Genomic DNA, 14,649 nt, shown 5'->3' with positions numbered 1-14,649 from the left:
GATGGAGCATGAGGCCACCGTCTGGTTCGCGAAATCCTTCGGACTGTTCTACCTGATCGCCATGTCCATCGGCGTGGTGGTCTATGCTTATTGGCCGAAGAACAAGACGTCGTTCGACTCTGCGGCACAGTCGATCCTTGATCCCTCGGTTGAGGACAAGCCATACGAGGCGAAGCGATGGCAGTAGAGGAACGCGACCCCGTCTCCGGCTATCTCACCACCGGCCACGAGTGGAACGGCATCAAGGAACTGAACACGCCGGTTCCGCGTGCGGTCGTTTTCTTTCTCTGGGCGACCTTTCTCTATTCGGTCGTGTACTGGATCCTGATGCCGGCCTGGCCGCTCGGTGTGACCTATACAAAGGGCCTGCTCAGGATCGACCAGCGCAATATCGTGGCCGAGCAGATCAATGACGCGGCCTCGGACCGCGCCAAGTGGAGCAAGCTGATCGAGACCGAAAGCTTCGAAGCTATCCAGGCCGATCCGAAGTTGATGAAGATCGTGCGGCAGACCGGCGCGACGTTGTTCGGCGATAATTGCGCGGCCTGTCATGGCCGCACCGCCGAAGGTGGCAACGGCTTTCCAACGCTGGTGTCGCAGGCCTTTCTCTGGGGCGGTACGCCCGATGCGATCGCCGAGACGATCCGCGTTGGCATCAATTCGCCGCACAAGGATTCGCGGACGTCGCAGATGCCGGCCTTCGGCCGCGACGGGATGCTGAAGCGCGAGCAGATCGACGATGTTGTCGACTATGTTCGAAGCCTGTCGAATCCCGCGGTGGCCAAGGCGATCGCGCCCGGGAAGCTCGCCAGCGGCAAGGTGGTGTTCACAGACAATTGCGTCGCCTGCCATGGCGAGAACGCGACCGGCAATATCGAACTCGGTGCGCCGAACCTGCGTGACAATTTCTGGATCTATAGCGGTGACGCCCAGTCGGTCTTCACGACTGTCTGGGGTGGCCGGCAAGGTCACATGCCGAGCTGGGATTCGCGACTGTCGGCGCTCGATCGCAAGATTCTCGCGCTCTATCTCGTCAACCTCAGGGCTGCAGGACCATGAGCACAGCAGCGATGAAGCAGGTTAACGCGAAGTTCTGGATCTGGATGGCGGTTGCTGCCGCTCTGCTGTTGGTGCTGATGGCCAATGCGCACATGGTCTATGTGGCGTTCTCGTCGCAGCCCGACTGTATCGATCACGTCAAGCGCGGCACCAGTGCCGCGGAAGCCGGCAAATTCAGTGCGGCGTCCTCGTCATGCACGCCGCGTCATTGAGATTGCGAGGTCGAAGATGACTCTTCCAGCCGTTGCCCCTCCGCTGCCGCCCTCGGTGTCGTGGAATCGCCATGTCGCGCCATCCGTCGCCTTTGACTGGCTCAAAGCCGGCTGGCGCGATCTGACAATTATCCCGTCGGTGAGCCTCAGCTATGGCGTGCTGGTTTTCGCGGTCTCGGTCGTCCTGGTCGGCGGGTTGTTCGCCTTCGGCTGGGACTACATCCTGTTTCCGGCCTTTGCCGGCTTCATGGTGGTCGGGCCGGTACTCGCCATCGGACTCTATGAGAAGAGTCGCCGAATCGCCGCCCATGAGCGTGTCTCGCTGTTGCAGATGATCCTTGTCCGGCCGAAGTCGGGCGGGCAGCTGCTGTTCGCGGGCCTTTTGTTGTGCTCGCTGATGCTGGTCTGGATCCGCGCCGCGGTGATCATCTACGCGCTGTTTTTTGGCATGAACCCGTTTCCCGGCCTCGATGGCGTCGCGGCCATGCTGTTCACCACACCCGTCGGCTGGGCGATGCTGATCGCCGGCACCGCGGTCGGCGGCATCTTTGCGGCATTCTCCTTTGCGATCAGCGTGTTCGCCATTCCCATGCTGCTCAACGAACGCGTCGATGCGCTTACCGCCATGGGCACCAGCATGGGGATGGTCTGGGCCAATCTGCCGGTCATGCTGACCTGGGCGGGAATCGCGCTGGCTTTGTTCTTGATCAATGTCATGACCGGCCTGCTCGGTATGATCGTCGTGTTTCCCGTGCTCGGTCACGGGACATGGCACGCCTATGTGGCGATGAAGCCGGGTGTCGAGGTGACTGGCTAAAGCATGATCCGGAAAAGTGGGAACCGGTTTTCCGAAAGGATCATGTGCAAAGTGAGAAACGAGGTCTCCGATGAGTTGCTGTGGCTCAGGAGCAGAATTGGCCATACTGGCGGCGCCGGATCCGCGCGAAGTCCTGCTGGTCAGCCGTACCATTGCCGGCGGTTTGAGGCAGACCGATCTCTCGGTGCCGGACGTTCATTGCGGCGCCTGTATTCGCACGGTCGAACAAGCGCTTGGTGCGCTCGATGGCGTGACATGGGCACGGGTTAATCTCTCCACGAAGCGCGTCACCATCAAATGGCGCGCCGATGCCGCACCGCCGCCTTTCATTGAAACGCTACGCAATGTTGGCTATGAAGCGCATCTGTTCGAGGTCGATGGCGATGCTACGGATACGACGCTGTCGGAACTGATCCGTGCGCTGGCGGTGTCGGGCTTTGCAGCCAGCAATATCATGCTGCTGTCGGTCTCGGTGTGGTCTGGTGCCGAGCCCGCGACGCGCGATCTGTTCCACGGTATCTCTGCGCTGATCGCGCTGCCGACGCTGATTTATTCCGGCCGGGTATTCTTTCGCTCGGCCTGGCAGGCACTGCGTCACGGTCGCACCAATATGGATGTGCCAATCTCGCTCGGCGTGTTGCTGGCCTTCGGCATGAGCCTGCACGAAACCGCGATCCATGGGCCGCATGCTTATTTCGATGCCTCCGTGACACTGCTGTTCTTTCTACTGATCGGCCGCACCCTCGATCACATGATGCGTGAGCGCGCGCGTGTCGCGGTGAAGGGGCTCGCACGCCTGGCGGCGCGGGGCGCGTTGGTTCTGCAGAGTGACGGTGCGCAGACCTATCTGCCGGTCGGCGAAATCACGCCGGGTATGACCATCATGCTCGCTGCCGGCGAGCGCGTGCCGGTCGATTCGCAGGTGACCAAGGGTCTGTCGGAACTCGACGTCTCGCTGGTCACCGGTGAGAGCGTGCCGCAGCCGGCTCTGCCGAGTTCAGTGCTGCGCGCGGGTACGCTGAATCTCACAGGCCCTCTGATCATCACGGCGACAGCCTCGGCCAACGAGTCGTTCCTCGCGGAAATGCTGCGGATGATGGAAGCCGCAGAGCAGGGCCGTTCGGTCTATCGCCGCATCGCCGATCGTGCGGCCGGGCTCTATGCGCCGGTGGTGCATCTTACCGCGGCCATCACGCTGGTTGGCTGGCTCATCGTGTCCGGCGACGTTCATCGCGCGATCACTATTGCCGTCGCGGTGCTGATCATCACCTGTCCCTGTGCGCTTGGCTTAGCTGTGCCGATGGTGCAGGTGGTTGCTGCGCGGCGGCTGTTTGAGAGCGGCATCATGATCAAGGATGGCGGGGCGCTTGAGCGTCTCGCCGAGATCGATACGGTGGTGTTCGACAAGACTGGCACACTGACGCTTGGCAATGCCCGCGTCGTCAATTCGGACAACGTCGATCCTGCGACCCTGGCGTTGGCCGGCGCGATCGCCGCGCATTCACGTCATCCCTATTCGCGTGCACTCGCTGCTGCCGTTTCAACAACGACGACTCCGATTGCGCTCGATGATGTCTCCGAACATCCGGGCTGCGGCATGGAAGCGCGTCTCGGCGGCAGCGTGCTGCGCCTCGGGCGGCCGGAATGGGCCCTCACCGATACCAGCGGTATGGATCTCGATGGCTCTTCCGCCGTGTTGTCGCGCGATGGACAATGCGTGGCGGATTTCCGCTTCGAGGATCGGTTGCGTGCGGGCGCGGCTGAAACGGTCGGCGACCTGAAGCGCGACGGACTGGCTGTCGAGGTTGTCTCGGGCGATCGCGAGACGCCGGTGCGGACACTCGCTGCAGGCATAGGCGTGCCATATTTCGCCGGCGTGCTGCCGGGCGGCAAGGCGGCGCATGTGGCAGAGCTGGCGTCCGCCGGCAAGAAGGTCCTGATGGTCGGCGACGGTCTCAATGACACGCCGGCGCTGATGGCCGCGCATGCGTCGATGGCTCCGGCATCGGCCGCCGATGTCGGGCGCAACGCCGCAGATCTCGTCTTCCTGCGCGAGGATCTGTCGGCCGTGTCTCAGGCAATCGCGGTCTCGCGCGAGGCAGGGCATCTCGTGCGGCAGAATCTCGCGCTGGCAGTCGGCTACAATCTCATTGCGGTGCCGATCGCGATCATGGGCCATGTCACGCCGCTGGTTGCGGCGATCGCGATGTCCGGTTCGTCCATCGTGGTTGTCGCCAATGCGCTGCGGCTGCGTGGCCGCGGCAAGTCCGACAAGTCTCAGGACGCGAGCGCATCAACGCCGCGAATGGCGGTCAGAATGGAGCCGGCGGAATGACAGACTATTTCTATCTGATTCCGATCGCCATCGGGCTTGGCCTGTGCGGCCTCGCGGCGTTCCTGTGGTCGCTGAAATCAGGCCAGTATGACGATCTGCAGGGCGCCGCCGAACGCATCCTGCATCAGGATGATGTGCCGCTCTCGCATTAGCGAAGTAGGTGCCGGTTCGCGTCAGGGAAACGAGCCAGAACAAAAAGAAAGAGCCCGGGTTCTGCTCAGAACCGAGGCTCCTTCTTTAGGGGCAGTGTTGCTTACGGCTGGATCGCCGAGGCGTCGCGGCTGGCGAACTGCCGGTTGATCGAGATCGCAAGCAGGGTCACGACCGCGCCCGACAGCAGATACACGCCCGAGGAGGACAGGCCGAAGCGGCTCGACATCACCAGCGCCACGAATGGCGCGAAGCCGGCGCCGAACAGCCAGGCAAGGTCGGTGGTGAGCGCCGAACCCGTATAGCGGAAGCGCTTCGAGAAGCTCGATGCGACCGAGCCCGACGACTGACCGAGCGACAGGCCGAGCAGGATGAAGCCGGTCACCATGAAGGCGAGTTCGCCGACAATGCCGCCGTCCAGCATCTGCGGTGCGAAGCCGCTGAATACCGCGATGGCAATCGCCGAACCGGTCAGCAGCGTGCGGCGACCGACCTTGTCGGCGACATAGCCCGACACGATCATGGCGATGATGCCGAACACGGCGCCGATACATTCGACGATCAGGAAGCGGCCGGGTGCTTCGCGGGTGAACAGGAACACCCAAGAGAGCGGGAACACTGTGACCATGTGGAACAGTGCGAAGCTCGCCAGCGGTGCGAAGGCGCCGATCACCACGGTGCGGCCCTGCTGGGCAATCGTCTCGGTGATCGAGGACGGTTCGAGTTCACGGGCTTCGAACAGCTCGGTATAGCCGGGCGTCACCACCATGCGCAGGCGGGCGAACAGAGCGACGACGTTGATGGCGAAAGCAACGAAGAACGGATAGCGCCAGCCCCAGTCGAGGAAGTCGTCAGCGGACAGAGTGTCGACGAAGAAGGCGAACAGCGCGCTCGCCACCAGCAAACCGATCGGGGCGCCGAGCTGCGGGATCATGGCGTACCAGCCCTTCTTGCCCTCCGGCGCATTCAGCGCCAGCAGCGAAGCAAGACCGTCCCAGGTGCCGCCCCAGGAAATACCCTGGCCAATACGTGCAGCAGCCAGCAGCCAGGCCGATGCGACGCCGATGGATTCGTGACCGGGCAGGAAGGCGATGGCGACGGTGGCCACGCCGAGCAGGAACAGCGCGATGGTCAGCTTGGCGCCTTTGCCCTGGCTGCGATCGATGGCCGTGAAGATCATCGTGCCGATCGGGCGGGCGATGAATGCCAGCGAAAAGATCGCAAAGGAATAGAGAGTGCCGGTCAGAGGATCGAGATAGGGGAAGACGAGCTTCGGAAACACCAGCACCGAAGCGATCGCATAGACGAAGAAGTCAAAGAACTCGGAGGTCCGGCCGATGATGACGCCAATGGCGATCTCGCCCGGGTTAACCGCTCCGTGGCCATCCGCGTGCAGAAGGCGTGCGTCCCGTTCGATCGTCGATGACGTCTGCGCCATTTTTTTTATCCGTCGGTGGTGTGTTGAAGGTCATGCAATCGACGCCAAAGGGCGACGCGAGGTTGACGATTTGTCGCGAACCGTGTCTTCGGACCATTGGACAAATTGTCCAATGTTGCCCTGCAGCAAATGCGCCTAACCGTGCGCGCGAACGAACATTATCGAATGGGTAACACCTTGAGCCGCCTACGGATACTCCTTTTGCTGCCCTTGGTTGCCTTGCTGGGCGGATGCAATTTCGTCGTGATGAATCCTGCGGGTGACATCGCAGTGCAGCAACGCGATCTCGTGGTCATTTCCACGGTGTTGATGCTGCTGATCATCGTGCCGGTGATGGCCCTGATCGTGTTCTTCGCCTGGAAGTACCGGCAGTCGAATGCCGACGCGAAATACGAGCCGGACTGGGATCACTCGACGCATCTCGAGCTGGTCATCTGGTCGATGCCCCTCCTCATCATCATCTGTCTCGGCGCCGTGACCTGGTCCAGTACGCATCTGCTCGACCCGTATCGTCGGCTCGACCGGATCGCGCCCGGGAATGCTGCGAGCCTTCTTGAGCCGCTGCAGGTCGAAGTCGTCGCGCTCGACTGGAAGTGGCTGTTCTTCTACCCGGAATACGGCATTGCTACGGTCAATGAACTGGCCGCGCCGGTCGATCGTCCGGTGCGCTTCAAGATCACTGCTTCGTCGGTGATGAACTCTTTCTATATCCCCGCGCTCGCCGGCCAGATCTATGCGATGCCCGGCATGGAAACCAAGCTGCACGCGGTCATCAACAAGGCTGGCGTTTATGACGGCTTTTCGGCGAACTATAGCGGCGCCGGCTTCTCCGGCATGCGCTTCAAGTTCCATGGCGTCGATCAGGCCGGCTTTGATGCCTGGATCGCCAAGGCCAAGGTGAGCAACGAGACGCTGAGCCGCGAGGCCTATCTGGATCTCGAAAAGCCCAGCGAGAATGTGCCGGTGCGTCTCTACAAGGAAGTCGCGCCTGACCTCTACAAGGCGATCCTCAACATGTGCGCCCAGCCCGGCAAGATGTGCATGAGTGAAATGATGGCGATGGATGCGAAGGGTGGCCTCGGCCTCGCCAGCGCTCGCAACATCCTACCGCTGAAATACAATATCTCGATGCTCGACGGCACAAGCTCGACGAAGAACTACGTCGCCAGCGTCTGTACCCTTGCCGAGGCCGCACGCGAAGCAGCCGATCACCGCTCGACGACGACTCCACTCGACCCGACACCGGTCACCGGTGCCGGTCTCGCGCGCCCGGGTGCCGCCCCCGCGCCGTTCAATTTCACGCCTGCGCCGCCGCCTGCTGAGCGGCGCGCTTCCAACACCTGATCGGGTCGATCTAAATGTCTGATACAGCCGCACTGGCAAATACCGGGCTTGCGAAGTTCATCTTCGGCCGCTTGACGCTTGAGTCGTTTCCATATCATGAGCCGATTCTGGTCGCGACTTTCGCGATGGTCGCGCTCGGCGGCATCGTGCTGCTCGGCGCGCTGACCTATTTCAAGCTGTGGGGCTATCTCTGGAAGGAGTGGTTTACCAGCGTGGACCACAAGAAGATCGGCATCATGTATATGGTGCTGGGCATCGTCATGCTGCTGCGCGGTTTCGCCGACGCGATCATGATGCGCGCCCAGCAAGCCATGGCCTTCAACGGCTCCGAAGGTTTCTTGCCCGCCCATCACTACGATCAGGTGTTCACGGCGCATGGCGTGATCATGATCTTCTTCGTGGCGATGCCGCTGGTCACCGGCCTGATGAACTATATCGTGCCACTGCAGATCGGTGCGCGCGACGTGTCGTTTCCATTCCTGAACAATTTCAGCTTCTGGATGACTACCGGCGGCGCCATCCTCGTCATGATGTCGCTGTTTGTCGGTGAATTCGCCAAGACCGGCTGGCTGGCTTATCCGCCGCTATCGAATATCGGCTACAGTCCGGATGTCGGCGTCGACTATTACATCTGGGCACTGCAGGTCGCCGGTGTCGGCACGACGCTATCGGGCATCAATCTGATCGCGACCATCGTGAAGATGCGCGCGCCCGGCATGACCATGATGAAGATGCCGATCTTCACCTGGACCTCGCTCTGCACCAACGTCCTGATCGTCGCGTCCTTCCCGATCCTGACCGCTGTACTCGCGCTGCTGTCGCTGGATCGTTACGTCGGCACCAACTTCTTCACGAACGATCTCGGTGGCAACCCGATGATGTATGTGAACCTGATCTGGATCTGGGGCCATCCGGAGGTTTACATCCTGATCCTGCCGCTGTTCGGCGTGTTCTCGGAAGTGACCTCGACCTTCTCGGGCAAGAAGCTGTTCGGCTACACCTCGATGGTCTACGCCACGCTGGTCATCACGATCCTGTCCTATCTCGTCTGGCTGCATCACTTCTTCACCATGGGCTCGGGCGCCAGCGTAAATTCCTTCTTCGGCATCACGACGATGATTATCTCGATCCCGACGGGTGCGAAGATATTCAACTGGCTGTTCACAATGTATCGCGGCCGCATCCGTTTCGAACTGCCGATGATGTGGACGATTGCCTTCATGCTGACCTTCGTGATCGGCGGCATGACCGGCGTTCTGCTCGCTGTACCGCCGGCCGACTTCGTCCTGCATAACAGCCTGTTCCTGATCGCTCACTTCCACAACGTGATCATCGGCGGCGTGGTGTTCGGCATCTTCGCTGCCATCAACTTCTGGTTCCCGAAGGCCTTCGGCTTCAAGCTCGATCAGTTCTGGGGCAAGGTCTCGTTCTGGGGCTGGGTCCTCGGCTTTTACTTCGCCTTCATGCCGCTCTATGTGCTTGGTCTGATGGGCGTCACCCGCCGCCTGCGCACCTTCGACGATCCGTCGCTGCAGATCTGGTTCGTCATCGCCGCCTTCGGTGCGGTTCTGATCGCCATTGGCATCGGTGCTTTCCTCGTCCAGATCGCCGTCAGCATCTGGAATCGCGAGAAGTTGCGCGATACCACGGGCGATCCCTGGAACGGGCGCACGCTGGAATGGGCAACGTCGTCGCCGCCGCCAGATTACAACTTCGCTTTCACCCCGGTCATTCACGACAATGACTCGTGGTGGGACATGAAGCGCCGCGGTTATACGCGTCCGCTGGAGGGCTTCAGGCCGATCCATATGCCGAAGAACACCGGCACCGGCGTGATCCTCTCGATCCTGGCCACGGCGATGGGCTTCGCCCTGATCTGGTACATGTGGTGGCTCGCGACCCTGAGCTTCGTTGCCATCGTCGGCGTCGCGATCTTCCATACCTTCAACTACAACCGTGACTTCCACATTCCGTTGGAGGACGTCATCCGTACCGAAGGCGAGCGTACGAAACTTCTCGCAGTGCAGGCCGCGTCATGAACGTACCGACCCAAACGATAAACGGCACTGAAGTGCCGGTCTTCTACGTCGTCGATGAACACGATCATCCGGCCGGTTCCAGCACCATGCTGGGCTTCTGGCTCTACCTGATGAGCGATTGCCTCATCTTCGCGATGCTGTTCGCCACCTTCGGCGTACTCGGCGGCAGCTATGCTGCGGGCCCCGGGCCGAAGGATTTGTTCGACCTCAAGCTCGTCGCGCTTAACACCGCGATGCTGCTGTTCTCGTCGATCACCTACGGCTTCGCGATGCTGGAAATGATGAAGGGCAGAGTGAAGTCGACCCAGATGTGGCTCGGCATCACCGGCCTGTTCGGCCTCGCGTTCCTCTGCATCGAACTCTATGAGTTCCATCACATGATCCACGAAGGTGCCGGCCCCTGGCGGAGCGCCTTCCTGTCGTCCTTCTTCACGCTGGTAGGCACCCACGGCCTGCACGTCACCTTCGGCATCATATGGCTGGTGACGCTGATGGTGCAGGTCGCCCGTTTCGGCCTGATCGAGGCGAACCAGCGGCGGCTGATGTGCCTGAGCATGTTCTGGCATTTCCTCGACGTCGTCTGGATCGGCGTCTTCACCTTTGTTTATCTGCTGGGAGTGCTGCGATGAGCGCCGATGCACATGCCGCGCACGGACATGGTCACGATGACCATGGCCACGATGACGGCCGCGACCATGGTTCGTTCAAGTCGTATATGACTGGCTTCGTCCTCTCGGTCATCCTTACCGCCATTCCATTCTGGCTGGTGATGACGGGTGCGATCGAGAACAAGAACTGGACCATCGCGATCGTCGTTGCGTTCGCTGTGGTGCAGATCGTGGTTCACATGGTCTACTTCCTGCACATGAACACGACGTCGGATGCCGGCTGGACCATGATGGCGCTGATCTTCACGATCATCATCGTCGTGATTGCGCTGAGCGGTTCGCTCTGGGTGATGTACCACCTCAACGTCAACATGATGCCGGTTCACGACATGAGGAATATGCCCTGATGGCCACGGCGCGCGCCAACGACGGGATCGTCGTAGGCCGCCCGGCCAGACGGGAGTCGTCTGAATCGAAAATGGAATCCGGGCGGTCGCCACGTAGCGCGACAACCCTCACGGTGCTGGGCCTGCTGGCACTGCTCGGTATCGCGGGATTGACCGCGCTGGGCATCTGGCAGGTCGAACGCCGCGCCTGGAAACTGGATCTGATCGCACGTGTCGATCAGCGCAGCCACGCCGCGCCCGAAGCTGCACCCGGGCCTGCGGCGTGGCCTGCGATCAATCGCAATGACGAGGAATATCGTCGCGTCAGCGTCACCGGGCGGTTTGTGCCGGGCGCCGATACTCTGGTGCAGGCTGTCTCGGATCTCGGCGCCGGCTTCTGGGTGCTGACGCCGCTGCGTGCCGAGGCCGGCTACACCGTGCTGGTGAACCGGGGTTTCGTCAGCCCGGATGAGCGCAAAGCCGGCGCATTCGCGGTGCCCGCGACGCCGGTGTCGGTAACCGGGCTGCTGCGCGTCACCGAACCGAAGGGTGGGTTCCTGCGCTCGAATGATCCCGCTGCCCAGCGCTGGTATTCCCGCGATGTCGAGGCGATTGCCGCCGGCCAGACGCTCGGCGCTGTCGCGCCCTATTTCATCGATGCCAATGCCGCGCTGGACGCGCCGGGGCAGCCCCATGGCGGCCTGACCGTGATCGCCTTCCCGAACAACCACGTGGTCTATGCCATCACCTGGTTCGGCCTCGCTTTGATGCTGGCCGGCGCTGCGCTGTTCGTCGCCCGCGACGAGTGGCGGATTCGGAAAAAATCACTACCTCGCGTATGACGTCATGGATGGCGCGCCGGTCCGATTGAGGCTGGCCGATCAAGCTGACGGGGCGAGATGCCGGGTTTGGGAGCAGAGAGCAAGGTGGGCACACCAGACGTCACAGGCGTCAGTGCGGTTGCCGGATCACCAGTCGACGCGACGAGGGTCACCACACCCGTTGCAGTCACGGCTCTGCCGCTCGACGAGACCACCAATATCAAGAACATCAATCTGCTGATCCAGTTGCGCTGGATCGCAGTGGTCGGGCAGGTCCTGACCATCGCCTTCGTGCATTTGGTGATGGGCATTTCGCTACCACTGATGGCGATGGTCATGGTCCTGTGCGGCTCAGTATTCCTGAACGTCATCAGCCAGGAGTGGCTGCGCCAGCAGACCGACGCGCGTGACCGCGAACTGCTTCTGCTTTTGCTGCTCGACGTCGCGGCGCTGACCGCCCAGCTTTATCTGAGCGGCGGCGCCACAAATCCATTCATATCGCTCTATCTCCTGCAGGTTACGCTCGGGGCGATGTTGCTGAACGGCCGCTCGACCTGGGTCGTTGTTGTTGTTGCCTGTCTGTGCTTCGCCGGGCTGATTGTATTTCATCGCCCGCTGGCGCTACCGGAAGCGCTGCGCGACGATCTGTTCGAGTTGCACATCATCGGCATGTTGATCTGCTTCGTGCTCGACGCGGCGCTGATCGTTGTTTTCATGACGCGCATTGCAGAAAACCTGCGCGAGCGCGATGAGGGTCTGGCAGCGCTGCGTCAGCAGGCTGCGGAGGAGGATCATATCGTGCGCATGGGCCTGCTTGCCTCCGGCGCTGCGCATGAACTCGGTACGCCGCTTGCGTCGCTTTCGGTGATCCTCAGCGACTGGCGACGGATGCCGGAACTTGCAGGCAATCCGGAGCTGATGGAAGAGATCGCGGAAATGCAGGCCGATGTGCAGCAATGTAAATCGATCGTCACCGGAATTCTCATGTCGGCGGGCGACATGCGCGGCGAGGCGCCGGTTGTGACGACCGTCAACGGCTTCTTCGGCGAACTGGTCGAGGACTGGCGCGGCGCGCGCTCGATCAACACGCTGGTCTATGAGAATCGGTTCGGCGAGGACATGCCGATCGTGTCGGACTCGGCGTTGAAGCAGATGATCTTCAACGTGCTCGATAACGCCAACGAGGTATCGCCGCTCTGGGTTCGCCTCGCTATCGAGCGCGATGGCGATTCGCTGGTGCTGAAGGTCAGCGACATGGGGCCGGGTTTCGCCAAGGAGATGCTGGCGAATTTCGGCAAGCCCTATAATTCAAGCAAGGGCCAGTCCGGGCGCGGGCTCGGTCTGTTTCTGGTGGTCAATGCTGTCCGCAAACTGGGCGGCGCAGTGGTGGCGGAGAATCGTCCTGTGGGCGGTGCCCTCGTGATGTTGTCGCTACCACTATCCGCCCTCGCGATTGGAGCGCGCAAACATGTCGGATGAACGTCTGCTGATCATTGTCGAGGATGACGAGGGTTTCGCGCGCACGCTGAAACGATCCTTCGACCGTCGCGGTTACACCGTGCGGCATTCCGAGGGCTTCGAGACCTTGACCGAGGTGCTCGGCGACAAGGTGCCGGGCTATGCGGTGGTCGATCTCAAGCTCGGCGGAGCCTCGGGCCTGGCCTGCGTCGAGGCGCTGCATGCGCTGAGCCCAGAGATGCTGATCGTCGTGCTCACAGGCTATGCCAGCATCGCGACGGCGGTGGAGGCGATCAAACTCGGTGCGTGCCACTACCTGGCCAAGCCGTCGAACACCGACGATATCGAGGAAGCGTTCCAGAAGGCGACCGGCGATGTGCAGGTCGCGCTCACGGAGCGCCCAACCTCGATCAAGACGCTGGAATGGGAGCGCATTCACCAGACGCTGGTGGAAAGCGACTTCAACATTTCGGAGACCGCGCGCCGCCTTGGCATGCATCGCCGCACGCTGGCGCGAAAGCTTGAAAAGCGTCAAGTGAACTGAAACAGCTTAGTGTTTAGTGAGCTGGTAGCATCCCTGCTGCTAGCAACACCCCTGTTGCCGGAACCAGTGCGACACGGCGCTTTCGAACGGCGCCCAGGCGCGTTCGAACGCCTTGAATTGCGGCACGCTCTTGCGATAGAGCCCGCGCAACTCGGTCTCCATGGCCTCCAGGTCGACGCCGGTCGGCTTGCCGTCGCGGCTGATGGTGCGGCCGTTGACGACGACATCGCGGATGCAGCTCGTATTGCCGCGCGCAAACAGCATGTCGATCGGATCGACCGGCATGATGGCATCGCGGTCGAGCTGGCCGATATCGAGAACAATGAAATCAGCGGCTTCTCCGGCGGCGAGCATGCCCGAGCCCGGCGCGCCGATCGACTTCCGGCCATTGCGGATGGCAAGCGCGAGAAACTCCGACCGACCCCATGTGCGGTCGAAACCGAGACCGTCATGCGCCAACTGCACGAGGCGCATTTCGCGGATCGCATCATCGTCCTCGTCGAGCGCAACGCCATCGATGCCCACGGCAATGGGGCAGCCGCGGCGATGTGCATCGGCAATGGGTGCAAGACCGGAATGCAGATGCAGATTGGAGCTGAAATTCGTCACGATGGTCGCGCCGGACTCGGCGATCATGTCGAGTTCGTCCGGCCGGGCATGGATGCAATGCGCCAGTGTCAGGCGGTTGGACAGCAGGCCAATATCTTTCAGGTAGCGCACAATGCCGCTCGGAAAAGCGCGGTCGGCCCATTGCCGCTGATAAATCGTCTCGAGCAGATGCATGTGGACGCGCCGGCCGGTCGCCGCGGAGCGCTCGGCGATGGCTTCGAGCAGCGCAGGCGAGCACCACTGGACGCCGGCCGGACCGTATTGCACATCGATCATCGACCCGGCAATGGCTGCATGAATGGCTTCGACACGGTCGAGATATTCGGATGGTGTCGGGCTCGGACGAATGAACATGTCCTGGATCGTGCTGCGGTCGTCTTCGGGCAATGCGGCAAGCACGTCGGCGCTATGGCCATAGACGATCGGGTTCTGGTCGCGTACGGCCAGCGCGAAGGCCAGCCGGATGCCGACATCGCTCGCGGCCTTTGCGATTGCGATCGACTCATCGACGATCGGCATCTTGCCGCTCGGCCGGGTATAATGAATCATCGCGCCGCCGCAGCCTGCACGCGCCGCACGGGCGAGCGAGACAGCGGCGACGAGATAGGGATCTGGCGGCGTGCCGAATGCCGAGCGGACGATCCACGATTCCAGCGGCATGTTCGATGCGCCGAAGGATGTCATGGACGGCCGGGCGTGGTCGTGGGCGTTGACCAGTGCGGGGATGATCAGGTGATTTGTCTGCGGCGAAATATGCGCGCCTGCCGAGACGCTCGTGATCAGGCCATCCGCATGGTGGATGCTGGCCTGAGGCACGAGGCCTCGATCT

15 protein-coding genes are annotated in these 14,649 nt (G+C 61.7%); 13 read left to right on the top strand and 2 right to left on the bottom strand.

The features are described from left to right. Position 1 precedes the first annotated feature (1 nt). The 6 genes from AB8B20_RS19755 (at position 2) to ccoS (ending at position 4,575) form a co-directional block, all read left to right on the top strand. Entirely contained in the window at positions 2-187 is a 186-nt protein-coding gene (locus AB8B20_RS19755; RefSeq protein ID WP_439074226.1) for a cbb3-type cytochrome oxidase subunit 3, read from the top strand. Beyond that, positions 178-1,059 carry a cytochrome-c oxidase, cbb3-type subunit III gene (ccoP, locus tag AB8B20_RS19750; protein ID WP_439074227.1) on the top strand — a complete coding sequence of 294 codons (882 nt, stop codon included), beginning with the start codon at positions 178-180 and terminating at the stop codon, positions 1,057-1,059. Before AB8B20_RS19755 ends, ccoP begins: the two co-directional genes overlap by 10 nt. Then, positions 1,056-1,271, top strand: coding sequence for a hypothetical protein (locus AB8B20_RS19745; protein WP_439074228.1), 216 nt, complete (start codon positions 1,056-1,058; stop codon positions 1,269-1,271). The genes ccoP and AB8B20_RS19745 overlap by 4 nt, the downstream gene beginning before the upstream one ends. A 16-nt stretch (positions 1,272-1,287) precedes the next feature. Beyond that, the gene (locus AB8B20_RS19740; RefSeq protein WP_439074229.1) at positions 1,288-2,088 is read left to right on the top strand and encodes a DUF2189 domain-containing protein; all 801 of its coding nucleotides are present in this window, start codon (positions 1,288-1,290) and stop codon (positions 2,086-2,088) included. 70 nt (positions 2,089-2,158) lie between these two features. Beyond that, the gene (locus AB8B20_RS19735) at positions 2,159-4,423 is read left to right on the top strand and encodes a cation-translocating P-type ATPase (RefSeq protein WP_439074230.1); all 2,265 of its coding nucleotides are present in this window, start codon (positions 2,159-2,161) and stop codon (positions 4,421-4,423) included. Next, positions 4,420-4,575, top strand: a complete 156-nt coding sequence (gene ccoS, locus AB8B20_RS19730; RefSeq protein ID WP_089263381.1) for a cbb3-type cytochrome oxidase assembly protein CcoS — start codon at positions 4,420-4,422, stop codon at positions 4,573-4,575. Before AB8B20_RS19735 ends, ccoS begins: the two co-directional genes overlap by 4 nt. A 101-nt stretch (positions 4,576-4,676) precedes the next feature. Here the strand turns inward: ccoS and AB8B20_RS19725 are convergent, their stop codons facing one another. After that, complete coding sequence (locus tag AB8B20_RS19725) at positions 4,677-6,011, bottom strand: MFS transporter (protein WP_089263383.1); 1,335 nt, start codon at positions 6,009-6,011, stop codon at positions 4,677-4,679. A gap of 177 nt (positions 6,012-6,188) precedes the next feature. On the opposite strand from AB8B20_RS19725, the gene cyoA reads away from it, so the two are divergent. The 7 genes from cyoA (at position 6,189) to AB8B20_RS19690 (ending at position 13,211) form a co-directional block, all read left to right on the top strand. Further along, a complete protein-coding gene (gene cyoA, locus AB8B20_RS19720) occupies positions 6,189-7,355 on the top strand; it encodes a ubiquinol oxidase subunit II (protein WP_439074993.1) in 1,167 nt (388 codons plus the stop codon). Positions 7,356-7,369: 14 nt separating this feature from the next. Next, positions 7,370-9,394, top strand: a complete 2,025-nt coding sequence (cyoB, locus tag AB8B20_RS19715; protein ID WP_439074231.1) for a cytochrome o ubiquinol oxidase subunit I — start codon at positions 7,370-7,372, stop codon at positions 9,392-9,394. Continuing rightward, a complete protein-coding gene (gene cyoC / locus AB8B20_RS19710; RefSeq protein ID WP_089263389.1) occupies positions 9,391-10,023 on the top strand; it encodes a cytochrome o ubiquinol oxidase subunit III in 633 nt (210 codons plus the stop codon). Before cyoB ends, cyoC begins: the two co-directional genes overlap by 4 nt. Then, the gene (cyoD, locus tag AB8B20_RS19705) at positions 10,020-10,409 is read left to right on the top strand and encodes a cytochrome o ubiquinol oxidase subunit IV (protein ID WP_093757703.1); all 390 of its coding nucleotides are present in this window, start codon (positions 10,020-10,022) and stop codon (positions 10,407-10,409) included. Before cyoC ends, cyoD begins: the two co-directional genes overlap by 4 nt. Then, positions 10,409-11,230: an SURF1 family protein gene (locus tag AB8B20_RS19700; protein WP_439074232.1), complete on the top strand. Its 822-nt coding sequence runs from the start codon at positions 10,409-10,411 to the stop codon at positions 11,228-11,230. The genes cyoD and AB8B20_RS19700 overlap by 1 nt, the downstream gene beginning before the upstream one ends. A gap of 174 nt (positions 11,231-11,404) precedes the next feature. After that, positions 11,405-12,688: an ATP-binding protein gene (locus tag AB8B20_RS19695; RefSeq protein WP_439074995.1), complete on the top strand. Its 1,284-nt coding sequence runs from the start codon at positions 11,405-11,407 to the stop codon at positions 12,686-12,688. Then, positions 12,678-13,211 (top strand): response regulator transcription factor, encoded by a 534-nt coding sequence (locus AB8B20_RS19690; RefSeq protein ID WP_439074233.1) that lies wholly within the window; start codon positions 12,678-12,680, stop codon positions 13,209-13,211. Before AB8B20_RS19695 ends, AB8B20_RS19690 begins: the two co-directional genes overlap by 11 nt. A gap of 39 nt (positions 13,212-13,250) precedes the next feature. Here AB8B20_RS19690 and AB8B20_RS19685 read toward each other — a convergent pair whose 3' ends face one another. After that, entirely contained in the window at positions 13,251-14,636 is a 1,386-nt protein-coding gene (locus AB8B20_RS19685; RefSeq protein WP_439074234.1) for an amidohydrolase family protein, read from the bottom strand. Between the last annotated feature and the right edge of the window lie 13 nt (positions 14,637-14,649).

It is taken from the genome of Tardiphaga sp. 866_E4_N1_4 (assembly GCF_052076075.1).
GTDB lineage: Bacteria > Pseudomonadota > Alphaproteobacteria > Rhizobiales > Xanthobacteraceae > Tardiphaga > Tardiphaga robiniae.
This window is presented reverse-complemented; position numbering and strand designations above follow the sequence as displayed.

Excerpts from the sequence above, each read along its gene's own strand:
- ccoS (WP_089263381.1), top strand. The coding sequence starts at position 4,420 with ATGACAGACTATTTCTATCTGATTCCGATCGCCATCGGGCTTGGCCTG.
- AB8B20_RS19700 (WP_439074232.1), top strand. The coding sequence starts at position 10,409 with ATGGCCACGGCGCGCGCCAACGACGGGATCGTCGTAGGCCGCCCGGCC.
- cyoC (WP_089263389.1), top strand. The coding sequence starts at position 9,391 with ATGAACGTACCGACCCAAACGATAAACGGCACTGAAGTGCCGGTCTTC.
- AB8B20_RS19755 (WP_439074226.1), top strand. The coding sequence starts at position 2 with ATGGAGCATGAGGCCACCGTCTGGTTCGCGAAATCCTTCGGACTGTTC.
- AB8B20_RS19725 (WP_089263383.1), bottom strand. The coding sequence starts at position 6,011 with ATGGCGCAGACGTCATCGACGATCGAACGGGACGCACGCCTTCTGCAC.
- ccoP (WP_439074227.1), top strand. The coding sequence starts at position 178 with ATGGCAGTAGAGGAACGCGACCCCGTCTCCGGCTATCTCACCACCGGC.
- cyoB (WP_439074231.1), top strand. The coding sequence starts at position 7,370 with ATGTCTGATACAGCCGCACTGGCAAATACCGGGCTTGCGAAGTTCATC.
- cyoD (WP_093757703.1), top strand. The coding sequence starts at position 10,020 with ATGAGCGCCGATGCACATGCCGCGCACGGACATGGTCACGATGACCAT.
- AB8B20_RS19745 (WP_439074228.1), top strand. The coding sequence starts at position 1,056 with ATGAGCACAGCAGCGATGAAGCAGGTTAACGCGAAGTTCTGGATCTGG.
- AB8B20_RS19735 (WP_439074230.1), top strand. The coding sequence starts at position 2,159 with ATGAGTTGCTGTGGCTCAGGAGCAGAATTGGCCATACTGGCGGCGCCG.
- AB8B20_RS19690 (WP_439074233.1), top strand. The coding sequence starts at position 12,678 with ATGTCGGATGAACGTCTGCTGATCATTGTCGAGGATGACGAGGGTTTC.
- AB8B20_RS19740 (WP_439074229.1), top strand. The coding sequence starts at position 1,288 with ATGACTCTTCCAGCCGTTGCCCCTCCGCTGCCGCCCTCGGTGTCGTGG.